A 17631-nucleotide genomic window follows, 5' to 3' on the forward strand; every position below is an offset into this window, starting at 1 on the left:
CCCTCCCCCCCCCCCCCCCCCCCCCCCCCCCCCCCCCCCCCCCCCCCCCCCCGCTCCTACAGTTCAGCGGTTGCAGGATCAGCCGGATTACAACACCAGATGCGGCAACCACAGCGACAGCGCAGGAATGTAGGTCACGGCCAACAGCACCAGGAACAGCACGCCGTAGAATGGCAGCAGGGCCTTGACGGTTGATTCGATGCTGACCTTGCCCACCGCCGACCCGACAAAGAGTACCGCGCCTACCGGCGGTGTGATCAAGCCGATCCCCAGGTTCACCAGCATGATCATGCCGAACTGCACCGGGTCCACGCCAATGCCGAGAATCACTGGCATCAGGATCGGCGTAAGGATCAGGATCAAGGGTGCCATGTCCATCACGGTACCAAGCAACAGCAGCATGACGTTGATGCACATCAGGATCACGTAACGGTTGTCCGACAGGGTCAGGAACATCGTGGTGATCTTCGCCGGGATCTGCATCAGCGTCATGATGTAGCCGAAGCTGGCGGCGAAGCCGATCAGGATCATCACGATCGAAATCGTGCGCACCGTGCGGTGCATCAGTTTCGGCAGCTCGCTCCACTTGTAGTCGCGGTAGATGAACATGGTCACGAAGAACGACCACAGTACCGCGATGGCCGCCGACTCGGTCGCCGTGAATATGCCCGACAGAATGCCACCGAGGATGATCACCATGGCCATCAGGCCCCAAAGTGCTTCGCCGCAGATTTTCAAGGCTTCGCGCATCGGGATGACTTCGCCCTTGGGGTAGTCACGCTTCTTGGCGAAGATCAGGCACAGCACCATCAGGCACGCGCTCATCAACAGGCCCGGCACCACGCCGGCCATGAACAGCGAGGCGATCGACACCGTTCCACCTGCCGCCAGCGAGTAGAGCACCGAGTTGTGGCTTGGCGGCGTCAACAGGGCTTGCACCGAGCCGCTGACGGTCACGGCGGTGGCGAACTCACGGGGATAGCCGCGGCGTTCCATTTCCGGGATCAGCACCGAACCGACCGAGGCGGTATCCGCCACCGACGAACCGGAAATAGCGCCAAAGAAGGTCGAGGCCATGATGTTGACCAGTGACAGTCCTCCGCGCACGAACCCGACCAGCACACCGGCAAATGCCACAAGGCGCCGAGACATGCCGCCCTCGGCCATGATCGCACCGGCGAGGACGAAGAACGGAATCGCCAGCAGGGAAAATTTGTTGACGCCACCGGCCACCTGAATCATCAGCGCCTGGAACGGAATGTCGATCCAGAACGCGCCGATCAGCGCAGAGAGCCCGAGCGCGTAGGCGACCGGCATGCCGATCAGGATCAATGCTATGAAGCTACCCAACAGAATCACAGCGTCCATTCAGGCAGCCCCTTCGTTTTCTTCAACGATGTCGAAACGCACGACGCGACGATTGCTCTGGTCGCCGAGCAAGAGTTTTTCCAGGACAAAGATCAGCGTCAGCAGGCCGCCAATCGGAATCGGCATGTAGGTAATGCCTACGCGCAGGGTGGGCAGGGCGCTCATGAACTGGTTCCAGGTCGACAGGCACAGCTTGCTGCCCCAGATGGTCATGAACAACGCGATGGTTGCCATCAACAGTTGCGAGACCACGCCTACAGCCTTGCGCAGTTCGGGGGGCATGCGGTCGGTAAGCATGGCCACGGCCATGTGTGCGCCAGCGCGGTAGCTGGCGGCGGCGCCGATGAAGGTGAAGACCATCATCAGCAGAATCGCCGTGGGCTCAGGCCAGCTTGAGCCAGTGCCGAGGACGTAGCGGGCGAAGACGCCCCAGGGAATGATCAGGGCAATGGCCAGGACCGACAGGCCCGCGACCCAGATGCAGGTCATGTAGATCCTGTCGTTGATGCGCAGCAATAGATTCTTCATCGGGTTTCACCGTAACCGGGCGCGCACGAGCGTCTACCAACGAACGTCGCGCCGGGCCTTTCAAGAGAGCGGGAGAGTTACTGGACGGCTTCGATGCGCTTGATCAGGTCGGCGTAGGGTGCGCCGTATTTCTCGCGGATCGAGGCAGTCGCTTCATAGAAAGGTTTCTTGTCGACGGTGATGAACTCGACGCCGGCAGCCTTGAGTTTTTCTTCGCTGCTGGCCGATTTGGCATCCCACAGGGTGCGCTCCTGCGCCTGCGCCGCCTTGGCGGTCTTCTTCACCAGCACCTGCTGCTCGGGGGTGAGTTTGTTCCAGGTGATTTTCGACATCACGATCGGCTCGGGCAGGATCAGGTGCCCGGTCAGGCTGTAGAACTTGGCGTTCTGGTAGTGATTGTGTTCGAGCAGGGTCGGCGGGTTGTTCTCCGCACCGTCGATCACACCGGTCTGCAGGGCACTGAAGATTTCACCGGTGTCCATGGCAATGCCGTTGCCGCCCATGGCGTTGATGGTTTCGATGAACATCGGGTTGCCTTGCACGCGAATCTTCATGCCCTTGAGATCCTCCAGGCTGCGCACCGGTTTTTTGGTGTAGATGTTGCGCGTGCCGCCATCCATCCAGGCGAGGGCGACGAGGTTGAATTCGGAGTTGGTGATCTTGTCGAGGATCTCGTCGCCGACTTCACCATCGATGACCTTGCGCATGTGCGCCTGGTCGCGGAACACGAACGGCATGTTGAACACGTTCACGTCCGGCACCACCGGGCCGACGATGCCGAGGCTGACCCGAGCCATCTGGATCGCGCCAACCTGGGCCTGCTCGACCACTTCTTTTTCCGAGCCGAGCACACCGCCTGCGAACATCTTGAAGGTCAGCTTGCCGTCGCTGTCGGCCACCAGTGTCTTGCCCAATTGCTCTTCAGCGACCACGGTGGGGTAGCCCGCGGGGTGGATGTCGGCAAACTTGATTTCCAGCGCATGGGCGGCGCTGCTGAGGGTGAAGGCCAGAGGGAGTGCTGCGGCGAGCAAGGTGCGTTTGAAGTCCATCGGGGGTGTCTCCAGTCTTGTTGTTTTTGTTATTCAGGGCACAGCGGTGTAGCGCCAACAATTGCATTCATTGCTTGAAGTGCGGCTCGGGCAATCCCTTGACGCTGGGATCCAGGGCGAACACGCCACCGGCCAGCGAATGCTCGTCGTGGTCGTCTCCCGGGCGAATCGAGGTCACGAACAAGGTGTCCAGGCGACTGCCACCGAAGGCGCACATGCTCGGTTTTTTCACCGGTACGGCAAGGGAGCGGTCCAGTCGACCGTCGGGGGTGAAGCGGTGGACCAACCCGGCATCGTTACCGCAGATCCAGTAACAACCCTCGGCATCGACCGCCGCGCCATCAGGGCGGCCGGCATATTGATTCATGTCGATGAACACGCGGCGGTTGGAAGGGGTGCCGCTGTCGATGTCGTAATCGAATGCCCAGACCTGCTGCACCAGCGGATGGGAGTCGGACAGGTACATCGTCCGGCCGTCCGGGCTGAAGGCCAGGCCGTTGGGCACGATCAGGCCGTTCAGTTGTGCCTGGAGCGGGCCTTGTTGCCCGGCGCCATAGCGATAGAGCGTGCCCACGGCGGCATTGGCGCCCATGTCCAGCACCATGCTCCCGGCCCAGAAGCGGCCCTGGCGGTCGCAGCGACCATCGTTGAGGCGCATGTCCGGGCGGGGGTGAGCGACGTGGGCCTGGGGGGTGCTGTCGAGGCTGCCGTCGGCATGTGCATGCAGATGGAAGAACCCGGTCTCCATGCCGGCGACCCAGCCACCATCGGGGTGACGGGCGATGCAGGCGAGCATTTGCGGGGCTTTCCAGGCGTGCACATGACCGGTTTTCGCGCTCCAGCATTGCAGGCCCCCGGCGGGAATATCGACCCAGTACAGGGCGTTTTCCTCGGGGACCCAGACCGGGCTTTCACCCACCGTATTGCGCGCATCGACAATCAGTTCGGCTTGCATGGCAACTCATTCCCTTGGCTGTTGGTGGTTGGGCTCGTGGCCGGGGCGATCAGTCGCCGAACGGGCCGGCCACGCAAAAGGCACCGCCCTGGTAGATCCGCGCCGGGTCATCGGCGGCCGGCAGCGGCTGGGCTTCGACTTTTTCACGGAACACTTCGGAGCTGTCCTGCGGGGCATACCCCAAGGCCGTGGCATAACGGTTGTCCCACCAGACGTCCTTGTTGTCGGAGGCGCCGTAGACCACGGTGTGTCCAACGTTGGGGGTGTAGAGCGCGCGTTCGAGCAATTGGGTGAGGTCACCGAAGCTAAGCCAGGTGCTCATCATCCGGCGGTTTTGCGGCTCGGGGAACGAAGAGCCGATGCGCACGCTGACGGTCTCGATGCCGTAGCGATCGAAGTAGAACGTAGCCATGTCTTCGCCGTAGGACTTGGACAAGCCGTAGTAGCTGTCCGGGCGGCGAGGGGAGTGGGCGTCGATGACTTCATCCTGCTTGTAGAAGCCGATGACGTGGTTGGAACTGGCGAAAATCACGCGCTTGATGCCGTGACGACGTGCCGCTTCATAGATGTGGAATACGCCGCATATGTTGGCGCCGAGGATTTCTTCGAACGAGCGCTCAACCGACACCCCGCCAAAATGCAGGATCGCATCCACGCCTTCGACCAACTGATGCACCGCGTGCTTGTCGGCGAGGTCGCACGGCACGACTTCTTCGCGATCATCGATGGCGGGGGCGATGTCGGCGATGTCGGACAGGCGAATGACGTTGGCGTACGGGCGCAGGCTCTCGCGCAGGACTTTGCCCAGGCCACCGGCAGCACCGGTCAGCAACAGGCGATTGAAGGGCGTTTGGGCGGTTGCAGTGGTCGTCATGGGAATTCCTGGACAAGCAGTTATTGTTATTGGGTCGTTGTAGGTTGTCGTACGACTATGCTCAAGTATCGGTAGGCTTTCCGGTTTTTGTCAACGCGACATTGGTGGAAATTGACGGAGGGTCACCCCGATCAATGCTCCCGTAAATCTCGATCCCACAGGGGCATGTGTTGATCCTTTGCTCTTACAACAACGAAATCGGGTAGCTGATGAAAATCCGGTTCTCATCGAACTCGTTGGTGCTGAAATCCTTGCGGATGCTCGCATTGCGCCATTTGACGTTGAGGTTTTTCAATGCGCCGCTCTGCACCGTGTAGGCCAGTTCCGATTCGCGGCCCCATTCCTTGCCGTCGGTGATGGTGCCGGTGTGCACGTTGTCACCGCTGATGTAGCGGTTCATCAGCGTCAGGCCGGGAATGCCCAGGGCCACGAAGTTGTAATCGTGACGCACCTGCCAGGACTTCTCCCTGGCGTTGTCGTAGCTGGAGTTGTAGCTGTCGTTGGCCAGGGTCCCGCCGCTGGTGCCGTTGACCCGCATCCACACGTCGTCGCCGCTGAGTTTTTGCAGGCCGACATAAAAGGTGTTGCCACCGTATTTGGCCGAGAGCAGGGCGAAGGCGGTCTTGTTGTCGAGGTCACCGGCCAGGGCGCTGCCGTCTTCCTTGCCGATGAAGTAGCCGAGGTTGGCGCCCAGGGTCCAGTCGCCGATTGGCTGACTGTGACTGAGGTTGAAGTACTGCTGCTGGTAGATGTCGCTGAGTTCGGCGTACCAGACGCCGACCTGGGTGCGTTTTTCGTTGAAGGCGTATTCACCGCCGCCGAAGTTGAAACGATCCGAGCTGAAGGCCGCCGACTTGCCGTTCATGAACATGTCTTCCATGCTCGCATCGTTGCGCGGGCTGTTCTGGCGGAACTGCCCGCCGTAGAGCGTCAGGCCGCTGATCTCGGTGGACGTCACCTGGCCACCGCGGAAGGTTTGCGGCAGCGAACGGCCGTCGTCGGAACGCAGGATCGGCAATACCGGCATCCATTCGCCGACCTTCAGTTCGGTTTTCGAGATCTTGCCTTTGAGTGCCACGCCCAGGCGCCCGAAGTTGTCGGCCGGGCGGCCGTCACCATGGACCGGCAGCAACTGCGTTCCCGTGGTGCCCTTGCCGCCGTCGAGCTTTTGCGAGTACAGCCCCAGCACATCCACACCGAAGCCCACCGGGCCCTGGGTATAGCCGGATTTGGCGTCGAGGATGAAGTTCTGTGTCCACTCCTCAGCCTTGCCCTGAGGGTAGGCCGGGTTGGTGTAGTTGCGATTGAAGTAGGCGTTGCGCAGGTTCAGCGTGGCTTTGGCGTCATCGGTGAAGCCTTCGGCCTGGCAGGTGAGGGGCAGGCTCAGGGCCAGGCTGGCGCAACCGTACAGGCTCAGTGTCTGCAAGCGGGTGATGGTTGGGCGTGGAGTACGGACGGACGAATCGAGGACGAGCTTGCTCACTTTGACGCTCCCTTGCTGCTTTTTTTGTTTTTATTTGTCATACGTCGTCGTACAACATTGGCGCAGATATTTGCGGGATTTTTGGGGGTTGTCAATCGGAAGTTATACGATGACTTGAGGTAATTCGTTCCCCCGGGGTTAAGGGGTTATATGGGTAGAGACCGCAGGCATGGTTTGAAGGTATGAAATGCGGTCAAGAGGTGCCCTGACCATGCGCCGGAATCGACGGTCCCCTGTCGCCGCGCCGTAGAGCGGTGCTAGTCTTGTTTAATGTTGTTGTCAGGGAGCCCTCATGGGCAATCACAAGATCGAGATTCGTCGCAGTAACGTCGAGAAAATTCTGCTGGGGGCCGAGAAGGTCTTCGCCGAAAAAGGCTTTGGTAGCACCGCCATGGCCGACATCGCCGCCGAGGTGCAACTGCCGCGCTCCAACCTGCATTACTACTTCAGCACCAAGACCGAACTGTACAGCGCCGTGCTGTTGGACCTGCTGGAAGTGTGGAAGCAGGACGCGCTGTGCTTCGAGATGTTCGACGACCCCCGCGTGGTGCTCAGCAGCTACATCCGCGCCAAGATGAACCACTCGCGCAGCCGGCCCTACGGTTCAAAGGTCTGGGCCAACGAAATCATCCACGGCGCGCCGACCCTGGGCGCGAAGCTGGACGCGAGCCTGTATGACTGGGCCAAGATGAAAGAAGCGAAGATCCGCCAGTGGGTGGACGACGGGCGCATCCTGCCGGTGGAGCCTTCAAGCCTGTTGTACATGATCTGGGCTTCGACACAGCACTATGCCGACTTTGATCATCAGGTGAATATTTTGAATGATCATCAACCGTTGTCCGATATGCAGTTCGAGCGGGCGGTGCGGCGATCCGACTTGCCCGCGAAGGAGTGAGTTCAGACGCCGCTGAACTCAAACCGCGACGTGATACGGATTCCTCGGATCATGATTCCAGTCCAGAAATGGCTTGCCGTTCTCCATCGGCACCATCTCGATACAGTCCTGCACCGGGCAGGTGATCTGGCACAGGTTGCAGCCCACGCACTCATCATCGATCACTTCATACTTGTGGGTACCGTCCGCCTGCTTGACGCTGGCGACCGCCTGGTGCGAGGTGTCTTCGCAGGCAATATGGCAGCGCCCACACCCAATACACGCCTCCTGATCGATCTTCGCGATCACCTGATAGTTGATATCCAGGTACTTCCAGTCGGTGGTATTGCCCACCGCACGCCCGGAAAACTCGGCGATGTTGGCGTAACCTTGACTGTCCATCCAGCGGGACAGGCCGTCCTTCATCTCCTCGACAATCCGGAAGCCATGCAGCATTGCCGCCGTGCACACTTGCACCGAGCCGCTGCCCAGCGCAATGAATTCGGCGGCATCGCGCCAGTTGCCAATGCCGCCAATGCCGCTGATCGGCAGGCCCTGGGTCTGCGGGTCGCGGGCGATTTCGGCGACCATGTTCAAGGCGATCGGCTTGACTGCCGAGCCACAATAGCCGCCATGGGTACTTTGGCTGCCGACAATGGGATTGGCGACCATGCGCTCCAGGTTGACGCTGGTGATCGAGTTGATCGTATTGATCAACGACACCGCATCCGCACCGCCACGATGCGCCGCGCGGGCAGCGACACGGATGTCGGTGATGTTCGGCGTGAGCTTGACGATCACCGGCAATGAGCAATAGGTCTTGCACCAGCGGGTGACCTGCTCGACGTATTCCGGGACTTGGCCAACCGCTGCGCCCATGCCGCGCTCAGGCATACCGTGAGGGCAACCGAAGTTCAGCTCGATGCCGTCGGCACCCGTGGCTTCCACCAGCGGCAGGATGTGTTTCCACGATTCTTCGACGCAAGGCACCATCAGCGACACGATAAGCGCGCGGTCCGGCCAGTCCTTCTTGACCTGGGTGATTTCCCGCAGGTTGATCTCCAGCGAGCGATCGGTGATCAGTTCGATATTGTTAAAACCCAGTACCTCCCGATTAGCCCCGAAGTGCGCCGAATAGCGCGAAGAAACGTTGACCGCCGCCGGGTCTTCCCCCAGGGTTTTCCAGACCACGCCACCCCAGCCAGCCTCGAAGGCGCGGACCACGTTGTAGGCCTTGTCGGTCGGCGGTGCAGAGGCCAGCCAGAACGGGTTGGGGGACTTGATGCCAGCGAAGACAATCGACAGATCGGCCATTTATGCAGCCTCCACATTGAGCATCAGTTGAGCGTTGATCGCCTCGGCGGCGCGCTTGCCGTGCTGTACTGCCTGAACGGTGAGATCCTGGTCGAGGCTGGTGCAGTCGCCGCCGGCATACACGCCAGGAATGCTGGTGCGCAGATGCTCGTCCACCTGGATGCGATCACCCTCGCGCTTGAGTTCCCGGGCCAGCGGATCGCTGAGTGCGCTGCTGTCGAAGGCCTGGCCGATGGCCTTGAATATCGCGTCGGCAGCCAGCTCAAAAGTTTCGCCAGTGGTTTGCAGGCGGCCTTCAACCAAGTGGGTGCGAGCGAATCGCATGCCGCGCACCTGGCCCTGGTCATTGAGCAAGACTTCCTCCGGTTGGGCCCAGGTCAACAGGCGTACCTGATTGGCCTTGGCAATCTCCTGTTCATGGTGGGTGGCCCCCATGTCCTCGACACCACGGCGATACACCAGGTTGACGTCGTGGGCGCCGAGCCGGGCCATCTGCACCGCCATGTCGATGGCGGTGTTGCCGGCGCCGAGCACGATGCAGTGGTCAGCCAGCGGCAGCTGGGTCAAGTCGTCGGCCTGGCGCAGCTCGCGGATATAGTCGGTGGCGGCTACCAGGCCGGGCGCGTCTTCATGCTGTAGGCCAAGCTGTTTGCTGGCCGCCAGGCCGAGGCCGAGGAACACCGCGTCGAATTGTTGATGCAGGTCGCTGAGGCTGAGGTTTTCCCCGAGCCTGTGCCCATGGCGGATTTCGATGCCACCGATTTCCAACAGGAAGTCCAGCTCCTTTTGTGCGTAATCGTCCACCAGTTTGTATTTCGCGATCCCGTATTCGTTCAGGCCACCGGCCTTTTCCCTGGCCTCGAAAATCACCACGTCATGGCCGTGCATCGCACTGCGGTGGGCGCAGGACAACCCGGCGGGGCCGGCCCCGACCACGGCGATGCGCTTGCCGGTGGCGGCCGCGCGGGAGAATGGATGCTGGCTGAAATGCGCGTTGTCCACGGCATAACGTTGCAACAGGCCGATCAAGACCGGCGCGCACTCATGGGCGTTGTTGCGCACGCAGGCTTGCTGACAAAGAATTTCTGTCGGACAGACCCGGGCGCAACTGCCACCGAGGATGTTGGCGGAGAGGATTTTCTGCGCCGCGCCCTGCACGTTGTCCTGGTGGATGTTACGGATGAACGAGGGAATATCGATTTCACTCGGGCAGGCATTCACGCAGGGTGCGTCGTAGCAATACAGGCAGCGCGAGGCCTCCAGATGGGCCTGGCGATCATTGAGTGGCGGCGCCAGATCGGTGAAATGGCCGGCGAGGGCGGCCGCATTCTCAACGGGATGCGGGAGGTGGGTCAGGGTCTTGATCACGGTATTTGGCCTCACGGTAATTGAGGTGCTGCCTCTGTTGGGCATTACTCAGTGCTACGCCATCCCCTGTAGGAGCTGCCGCAGGCTGCGATCTTTTGATCTTGATCTTGGAAGCAAAATCAAAAGATCGCAGCCTGCGGCAGCTCCTACAGGGTTCGCATTCCAGATGTGGGAGCGATTGAAGGCCTTGATTTCAGCGTTTGACCGCCACCGGCTGGTTCAACTCAGCCCGCTTGCTCAGCAAATCGAACACCGCCGGATAAGCCGGCCGCTCGATGTAGCGCCCGGCACCGCGCTCAGCCCGTAGATCGCCATCGGCCCAGACCACGCGCCCCTGGCTGATGGTGTGGCTCGGTACACCGCGCACGGTCTTGCCTTCGAAAATATTGAAGTCGACCTGCTGGTGATGGGTCTTGGCGGAAATTGTCCGCGTACCTTGCGGATCCCACAGCACCAGGTCGGCATCGGCACCGACGCGGATCGCGCCTTTGCGTGGGTAGAGGTTGAAGATTTTCGCGGTGTTGGTGGAGGTCAGCGCCACAAATTGCTGCATCGAAAAACGCCCGGTGTTCACGCCTTCATCCCACAACACCGCCATGCGGTCTTCGATGCCGGCGGTGCCGTTGGGGATCTTGCTGAAGTCGTCCTTGCCGGCGGCTTTTTGCTCCGCGCAGAAACAGCAGTGATCGGTGGCGGTGGTGTGCAGGTTACCTGCCTGCAAACCGTGCCAAAGGGCTTCTTGATGACCCCGCGGGCGGAACGGCGGGCTCATCACGTAGCCGGCGGCGGTTTGCCAGTCCGGGTGCCGGTAGACGCTGTCGTCCAGCAGCAGATGCCCGGCCAGCACTTCGCCGTAGACCGGTTGGCCCTTGGCGCGGGCGTAGGTGATTTCGTCCAGCGCCTCTTTGGTCGATACATGCACCAGGTACAACGGCGTGCCGAGGGTTTCGGCAATACGGATGGCACGGCTCGCGGCTTCGCCTTCCACCTGCGAGGGACGCGACAGTGGATGCGCCTCCGGCCCGGTCATGCCCTGGGCCATGAGTTTGCGTTGCAGGTGATACACCAGCTCACCGTTTTCCGCATGCACGGTCGGCACCGCGCCCAGTTCCAGGCAGCGCTCAAAACTCGCTACCAGGGTGTCGTCTGCCGCCATGATCGCGTTCTTATAGGCCATGAAATGCTTGAAACTGTTGATCCCGTGATGAATCACCAGCTCGGCCATTTCTTCGCGGACCTGTTCGCTCCACCAGGTGATGGCGACGTGGAAGCCGTAGTCGGACGCCGACTTCTCGGCCCAGCCACGCCACTGGTGGAAGGCCTCCATCAATGACTGCTGCGGATTGGGGATCACGAAGTCGATGATCGACGTGGTGCCACCGGCCAGACCCGCCGCCGTGCCACTGAAAAAGTCTTCGCTGGCCACGGTGCCCATGAAGGGCAGTTGCATGTGGGTGTGGGGGTCGATGCCGCCGGGCATCAGGTACTGACCACTGCCGTCGAGTATCTCGGCACCTGCTGGAACGTCGAGGTCTTCGCCGATGGCCTTGATTACGCCGTCTGCGCAATACACATCGGCGCGATAACTTTCATCATGGGTAATAACGGTAGCGCCACGGATCAACAGAGACATTCCGGGTTCCTCGCAGGCATGACCGACTGATGCCGGTTCTAGATGTTTTGTATGACGCCAGCGTTAACCGGACTATTCCTGTCAGCGCTGTCAGGATTAAAAGCTAGTCTGAGTTATGGGAATGAGCAAGAATATTTTTTATAAGCTTATTACTGTTTTAACCAACTGATAAATAACGATAAAACACTGTTTTCACCAAAATGGTGAGGTCGCTCACCATTTTGACGCACTTGACAGGATCTAAATATGGTCAAGATTTCTTATGTGAAATCAGCCGTTTGAGGATGGTCTATGGTTGATGCGCGACCGTGAGAAAAATATCGATGCACCAGATTGAGTCCTGACTGTTCGGACAACTTGGCGCAGATCGTTTCCAGTGGCGTGACAAGTCACCGAGGGTTACCTGGTTGATCCAGTAAAATTGATAAACATCAGTTGTTTACAGAGTGTTTATGGAACTGCCCGATGCGCAAGCGGGGCAACCGGCACGTTTATTGAAGCCGCCAGCCCCTGATGAGCAAAAATAATTCAAAGATCAGTGGAGCGGCCATGCAACAGATCAGATCGCAAGTGAACGAGCGCGACGGCTTGTTCGAGCTGGAAGCCGGTAGCGATGTCCTCGACAGTCCCCGTTACAACCACGACATAGCACCGACCAAGGTGCACGAACGAACCTGGAACAAATGGCACATCACGGCATTGTGGGTGGGCATGGCGATATGCGTGCCCACCTATACCCTGGGCGGAGTGCTAACGGCGTACTTCGGCCTGAGCGTCGGTGAAGCGCTGCTGGCGATTCTGTTCGCCAACATCATCGTATTGATCCCGCTGACGCTCAACGCGTTTCCCGGCACCAAATACGGCATCCCGTTTCCGGTGTTGCTGCGTTCGTCCTTCGGCATCTTCGGCTCCAACATCCCGTGTCTGATCCGCGCCCTGGTGGCGTGTGGCTGGTTCGGCATCCAGACGATGTTCGGTGGCCTGGCAATCCATCTGTTCCTGGGCTCGGTGTTCGAGGGCTGGAAATCCCTGGGCGGCACCGGCGAGGTCATCGGCTTCATGGTGTTCTGGGCGCTGAACCTGTGGGTGGTGATTCGCGGCGCCGAGTCGATCAAATGGCTGGAAACCCTCTCGGCACCACTGCTGGTACTGGTGGGGGTGGGGTTGTTGGTGTGGGCCATGCCCAATGTATCGATGTCCGAGCTGCTGGCGATCCCGGCCAAGCGTCCCGAAGGCGCGGGGGTGGCCAGTTACTTTGCGGCGGGGTTGACCGCGATGGTCGGGTTCTGGGCCACGTTGTCGCTGAACATACCTGACTTCAGCCGCTACGCGAAAAGCCAGAAAGACCAGATTGTCGGGCAGATCATTGGCCTGCCACTGACCATGTTCCTGTTTGCCTCCCTGGGCGTGGTGATGACCGCCGCCTCGGTGAAGCTGGTGGGTGTGACGGTGTCCGACCCGGTGACCCTGATCGGCCATATCCAGAGCCCGGTGTGGGTGGCGCTGGCCATGGCGCTGATCATCATCGCGACGCTGTCGACCAACACCGCAGCCAACATCGTGTCGCCCACCAACGATTTCCAGAACATCGCCCCCAAGGCGATCAACCGGACCAAGGCGGTGATGCTCACCGGGCTGGTCGGGCTGGCGCTGATGGCCCATGAACTGCTGAAAAAGCTCGGCCTGATCGTTTCCGACCTGAGCCTGGAAACGGTCTATTCCAACTGGCTGCTCGGCTACTCCAGCTTGCTGGGGCCGATTGCCGGGATCATGGTGGTGGACTATTTCCTGATCAAGAAACAGCAACTGGATTTGGCCGGGCTGTACCGCGACGACGTGTATCCGGCGTGGAACTGGAACGGTTTCATCGCCTTCGGGGTGCCGGTGGTGTTGACGCTGCTGTCGCTCGGCAGTGATGCCTTCAGCTGGTTCTACAGCTATGGCTGGTTTACCGGCTCGGCCCTGGGGGGGTTGATTTATTACGGGCTATGCGCGATGCGCCCGAGCCCCGTGGTTGCCAAGTCAACCCTGTAATGATCGTTCCCGCGCTCTGCGTGGGAATGCAGCCCGGGACGCTCTGCGTCCCAAGCCTGGACGCAGAGCGTCCATGGATGAATTCCCACGCGGAGCGTGGGAACTATCAGATCCAAACAGCCTCAGGAGATCCCCATGAACGCAGCCGTAGACGTTCTGCAATCGACCCATCAGCACATCAACCGCGACCGTCTGTGGCAGTCGCTCATGGAACTGGCCAAGCTCGGCGCCACGGTCAAGGGCGGTGTCTGTCGCCTGGCCCTGACCGATCTCGACCGCCAGGCCCGCGATACGTTCGTGAGGTGGTGTGAGGAAGCCGGTTGCACCGTCAGTATCGACGCCGTCGGCAATATTTTCGCCCGTCGCCCGGGGCGCAACCCGGACCTGCCACCGGTGATGACCGGTAGTCACATCGACACCCAGCCCACGGGGGGCAAGTTCGATGGCTGTTTCGGCGTGCTCGCCGGCGTGGAAGTGCTGCGTACCCTCAATGACCTGGGCATCGAGACCGAAGCGCCGCTCGAAGTGGTGGTGTGGACCAACGAAGAAGGCTCGCGTTTCGCCCCATGCATGATGGGTTCCGGCGTATTCGCCGAGAAATTCACCCTGGAAGAGACCCTGGCCAAGGTTGACGCCGAGGGCGTGACGGTGGACGAAGCGCTCAACGCTATCGGCTATGCCGGGTCACGCGCGGTTAGCGGCCACGCGGTGGGCGCCTATTTCGAGGCGCACATCGAACAAGGTCCGATTCTCGAAGACGAACGCAAAACCATCGGCGTGGTCATGGGCGCCCTCGGACAGAAATGGTTCGACCTGAAACTGCGTGGCGTCGAGGCCCACGCCGGCCCAACGCCGATGCACCTGCGCAAGGACGCCCTGGTCGGCGCGGCAGTGATCGTCGGTGCGGTCAACCGCGCGGCCCTCGGTCATCAGCCCCATGCCTGTGGCACTGTCGGTTGCCTGCAAGCCTACCCCGGCTCGCGCAACGTCATTCCGGGCGAGGTGCGCATGACCCTGGACTTCCGTCACCTGGAGCCGTCGCGACTGGACTCGATGATCGCTGAAGTGCGCGAAGTCATCGAGACCACCTGCGAAGAACATGGCCTGACCTATGAACTGACACCCACCGCCGACTTCCCGCCGCTGTACTTCGACAAGGGCTGCGTCGAAGCGGTACGTTACGCGGCGCAAGGGCTGGGCCTGTCGCACATGGACATCGTCAGCGGCGCCGGACACGACGCGATCTTCCTTGCCGAGCTGGGTCCGGCCGGGATGATCTTCGTGCCGTGCGAAGGCGGCATCAGCCACAACGAAATCGAAAATGCCGCCCCGGATGACCTGGCGGCCGGGTGTGCGGTGCTGTTGCGGGCGATGCTGGCGGCTTCGGCGGCGGTGGCAAAGGCAGCTCCGGCTGCCTGAAATGCAATAGATCGCAGCCTGCGGCAGTCCCTGCAGGCTGCGATTGTTTGATCTTCAAACGGTTGCCGTATTTTCAAGCTTTTCACTGACCACAAGATCCACCCGATGAATCGGTTTCCCGCGATTCCTGAGCATCCCGCCCTGGCGCTGGTTCATCACCGCCGTCATTTCGGCGAGTATTGCCAGCGCCACGCTCTGCGGCGCATCGCCACCCAGGTCGAGGCCCATCGGGTAGTGCAGTGCAGACGTGCTCGTGCCAATTTGCGCCAGCAGGCGTTCGGTGCGCTCTCTGGGACCGAGTTGGCCGATGTAGGCGGGCGCGGCTTGCAGCGCCAGCCCGAGCCAATGGCGGTCCTGGCGGTAGCTGTGGGTCATTACCGCGACGGCGGCGCCATCGATCAGCGGGGCCAGGTCGAACGGGTTGTCGAGGCTGGCGAGGATAACGGCGTCGGCTTGCGGGAAGCGTTCGGCGCGGGCGAAGTGGCTGCGACTGTCTACGACGCTGACGTGCCAGTCCAGTAGCTTGGCCATGCGCACCAGCGGCTGTGCGTCGTGGCCGGCGCCGATAATCACCAGGCGAGGCGGCGGGGCGATGTACTCGAAAAATACTTCGACTTCACCACGGGCGTTGCTGTAGAGGCGTATCGAGGACTTCTTCTGCATCAGGGTCTTGTGCAGACCACGGCGCATAGCACTGTTCAGTTGCAGGTTGCGCAGGCTGCCTTCGGTATTCGACAACAAACGGTCACCGACTCGGGCAGATGCATCGCGAGAACTTGCAATCACCGTGGCCATGGCGGCCGGTTGTTGACTGTCGCGCACACGTCGCAGCAATTCGATGGCCGGGGCAGGCGACTTTGCCGGAAGGCGTTCGAGCATGACGAATACCGTGCCGTTGCAACCCAGGCCAAAGGTCAGGGCGCTTTGCTCGTCGTCCTCGTCCTCAGTGGCGCCCGTGCTGTAGCGACGTACTACCGGTTCACCGGAATTGGTGAGCCACCAGGCTTTTTTCGCCAGGTCCTGCTCCAGGCAGCCGCCGCTGACGGTGCCAACGGTGCGGCCGTGTATGGGGATGAGCATCCGCGCACCGGGACGGCGGTAGGCCGAGCCTTCCACCTTGACCACGGTGGCGAGGATGGTTTCTTCGCCCTGGTGGGCGGCGGTGTCGATGGCTTGTAGAAGATCATTGAGGCCGGACATGGAATCAGTTCCTGAATACGAAGGAGACCCTGTAGGAGCTGCCGCAGGCTGCGATCTTTTGACTTTGCTTTAAGATCTAGATCAAAAGATCGCAGCCTGCGGCAGCTCCTACAGGAATGCGGGGTGGTGGATCAGTCGTCGATGTTCATCAACTGCCGCACCCCATCCCACGCCTCGGCCCGCATCCGCTGCACATCCAACCCCGGGATCACGCCGTTATCGACCACCACCCGACCACCGACCAGACTGTACTTCACTGCAATCGGCTCACCCGCCACCACCGGCGCGACGGCGCTGTCGTGGAAACCGAAGTACCGCGGATGGTCAAGACCGTAGACCACCAGGTCCGCCGCCTGGCCGATTTCCAGGGTGCCGACCGCCCCCAGCCCCAGCACCTGCGCGCCCCCGGACGTGCCCCAGTGAATGACATCTTCGACGGTGGTGGCCGAGGCGCCTTGCTGCGCCCGGTGAATCAGCCACGCGGTGTTCGCTTCGCCGACCATGCTGCCGGATTCGTTGGAGGCCACGCCATCCACCCCAAGGGAGATCGGCACCCCGGCCTCGAACATCTGCGGCACCGGCGCGACGCCGCTACCCAGGCGTGCATTGCTCACCGGGCAATGGGCAATGCCGGTGCCGGTTTGCGCGAGCATGCGGATTTCACCGGGCTGCATGTGCACCGCATGGGCGAACCACACGTCCGGGCCGAGCCACTCGTGTTCGGCGACGAACTCCACCGGCAGGCAGTTGTATTTTTCACGGCAGAAATTCACGTAGTTCTGCGTTTCAGACAAGTGCGTGTGCATTCGCAAACCGAGGCCGCGCGCGGTATGGGCCAGTTCACGCAGCAGTGTCGGCGGCAACGAAAAAGTCGGGGTGGTCGGCGCGACCACTACACGGCGCATGGCGTCCGGGGTGTCCTGGTGATAGCGGGATTTCAGTCGTTCGATGTCACCGACCATCTGGTCGAGGGTTTCCGGTTGCAGCGCGGTTTTCGAGAACCCCGGGTGGGCGCTGGCCGACTCCAGCGCGCCGCCCCGGCACAAAACGAAACGCAGGCCGAACTGATCGGCCATATCGAACAGCAGGTCACCGGTCTCGGTGGTGCCGTTGGCATGGTAGAGGTAATGGTGATCGGCGCAGGTCGTCACGCCCGACAGCAGCAGTTCGGCCATGCCCAGTTGTGCGGCGATCCGCGCCAGTTGCGGCGTGAAGCGGTTCAGACGCGGGTAAGGCACACTGGCCAGCCAGCCTTGCAGGTCCTGGTTCAATCCTTCGGGCACGGCCTTGAGCAGGTTCTGGAACAGGTGGTGGTGGGTGTTGATCCAGCCCGGATACACCACCGCGTGGCGCGCATCGATCAGCCGTTCGCCGGGTTGCACTTGAAGGCCTGCGGCCATTTCGGCGATGCGCCCGTTGACGACGCGGATGTCCACGGCGCCGGCCCGGGCGCGCGGGCCACGCAGGCCGGTCATTACTGCCTGCGGGTTCTTGATCAGGATGTTTTGCAGTTGAGTCATGGTCGGCTCCAG

At 61.2% G+C, this 17631-nt stretch carries 14 protein-coding genes; 3 read left to right on the forward strand and 11 right to left on the reverse strand.

From position 1 onward, the window contains the following. Positions 1 to 87 precede the first annotated feature (87 nt). The 6 genes from AC1Q8Q_RS18030 to AC1Q8Q_RS18055 all read right to left on the reverse strand — a co-directional run bounded on the left by AC1Q8Q_RS18030 (position 88) and on the right by AC1Q8Q_RS18055 (position 6257). Positions 88 to 1368 carry a TRAP transporter large permease gene (locus AC1Q8Q_RS18030; RefSeq protein WP_110752004.1) on the reverse strand — a complete coding sequence of 427 codons (1281 nt, stop codon included), beginning with the start codon at positions 1366 to 1368 and terminating at the stop codon, positions 88 to 90. Then, positions 1369 to 1896 carry a TRAP transporter small permease gene (locus AC1Q8Q_RS18035; RefSeq protein ID WP_020799404.1) on the reverse strand — a complete coding sequence of 176 codons (528 nt, stop codon included), beginning with the start codon at positions 1894 to 1896 and terminating at the stop codon, positions 1369 to 1371. Positions 1897 to 1973: 77 nt separating this feature from the next. Beyond that, on the reverse strand, positions 1974 to 2945 hold the full coding sequence (locus AC1Q8Q_RS18040) for a TRAP transporter substrate-binding protein (protein ID WP_020799405.1): 972 nt from the start codon (positions 2943 to 2945) through the stop codon (positions 1974 to 1976). Positions 2946 to 3012: 67 nt separating this feature from the next. Then, positions 3013 to 3900 carry an SMP-30/gluconolactonase/LRE family protein gene (locus tag AC1Q8Q_RS18045; RefSeq protein ID WP_492615313.1) on the reverse strand — a complete coding sequence of 296 codons (888 nt, stop codon included), beginning with the start codon at positions 3898 to 3900 and terminating at the stop codon, positions 3013 to 3015. A gap of 49 nt (positions 3901 to 3949) precedes the next feature. Next, complete coding sequence (locus AC1Q8Q_RS18050; RefSeq protein WP_168757986.1) at positions 3950 to 4774, reverse strand: NAD-dependent epimerase/dehydratase family protein; 825 nt, start codon at positions 4772 to 4774, stop codon at positions 3950 to 3952. A gap of 184 nt (positions 4775 to 4958) precedes the next feature. Next, a complete protein-coding gene (locus tag AC1Q8Q_RS18055; protein ID WP_454865778.1) occupies positions 4959 to 6257 on the reverse strand; it encodes an OprD family porin in 1299 nt (432 codons plus the stop codon). Positions 6258 to 6549: 292 nt separating this feature from the next. On the opposite strand from AC1Q8Q_RS18055, the gene AC1Q8Q_RS18060 reads away from it, so the two are divergent. Next, a complete protein-coding gene (locus AC1Q8Q_RS18060) occupies positions 6550 to 7152 on the forward strand; it encodes a TetR/AcrR family transcriptional regulator (RefSeq protein ID WP_492615314.1) in 603 nt (200 codons plus the stop codon). An 18-nt stretch (positions 7153 to 7170) separates the two neighbouring features. Here the strand turns inward: AC1Q8Q_RS18060 and preA are convergent, their stop codons facing one another. The 3 genes from preA to hydA form a co-directional block, all read right to left on the reverse strand. Next, positions 7171 to 8445, reverse strand: a complete 1275-nt coding sequence (gene preA, locus AC1Q8Q_RS18065) for an NAD-dependent dihydropyrimidine dehydrogenase subunit PreA (protein WP_020799410.1) — start codon at positions 8443 to 8445, stop codon at positions 7171 to 7173. Beyond that, positions 8446 to 9813, reverse strand: coding sequence for an NAD(P)-dependent oxidoreductase (locus tag AC1Q8Q_RS18070; RefSeq protein WP_033038447.1), 1368 nt, complete (start codon positions 9811 to 9813; stop codon positions 8446 to 8448). Between the two features lie 193 nt (positions 9814 to 10006). Further along, positions 10007 to 11446 (reverse strand): dihydropyrimidinase, encoded by a 1440-nt coding sequence (gene hydA, locus AC1Q8Q_RS18075; protein ID WP_020799412.1) that lies wholly within the window; start codon positions 11444 to 11446, stop codon positions 10007 to 10009. A gap of 549 nt (positions 11447 to 11995) precedes the next feature. Here hydA and AC1Q8Q_RS18080 point away from each other — a divergent pair. After that, positions 11996 to 13480, forward strand: a complete 1485-nt coding sequence (locus tag AC1Q8Q_RS18080) for an NCS1 family nucleobase:cation symporter-1 (protein WP_020799413.1) — start codon at positions 11996 to 11998, stop codon at positions 13478 to 13480. A gap of 135 nt (positions 13481 to 13615) precedes the next feature. After that, a complete protein-coding gene (locus AC1Q8Q_RS18085) occupies positions 13616 to 14899 on the forward strand; it encodes a Zn-dependent hydrolase (protein WP_489325298.1) in 1284 nt (427 codons plus the stop codon). A gap of 54 nt (positions 14900 to 14953) precedes the next feature. Here the strand turns inward: AC1Q8Q_RS18085 and AC1Q8Q_RS18090 are convergent, their stop codons facing one another. Next, the gene (locus AC1Q8Q_RS18090; protein WP_492615315.1) at positions 14954 to 16099 is read right to left on the reverse strand and encodes an XdhC family protein; all 1146 of its coding nucleotides are present in this window, start codon (positions 16097 to 16099) and stop codon (positions 14954 to 14956) included. Between the two features lie 131 nt (positions 16100 to 16230). Next, the gene (locus tag AC1Q8Q_RS18095; protein ID WP_492615316.1) at positions 16231 to 17619 is read right to left on the reverse strand and encodes an amidohydrolase family protein; all 1389 of its coding nucleotides are present in this window, start codon (positions 17617 to 17619) and stop codon (positions 16231 to 16233) included. Positions 17620 to 17631: the final 12 nt, after the last annotated feature.

This window comes from Pseudomonas sp. GW823-FHT06B06 (genome assembly GCF_058795195.1).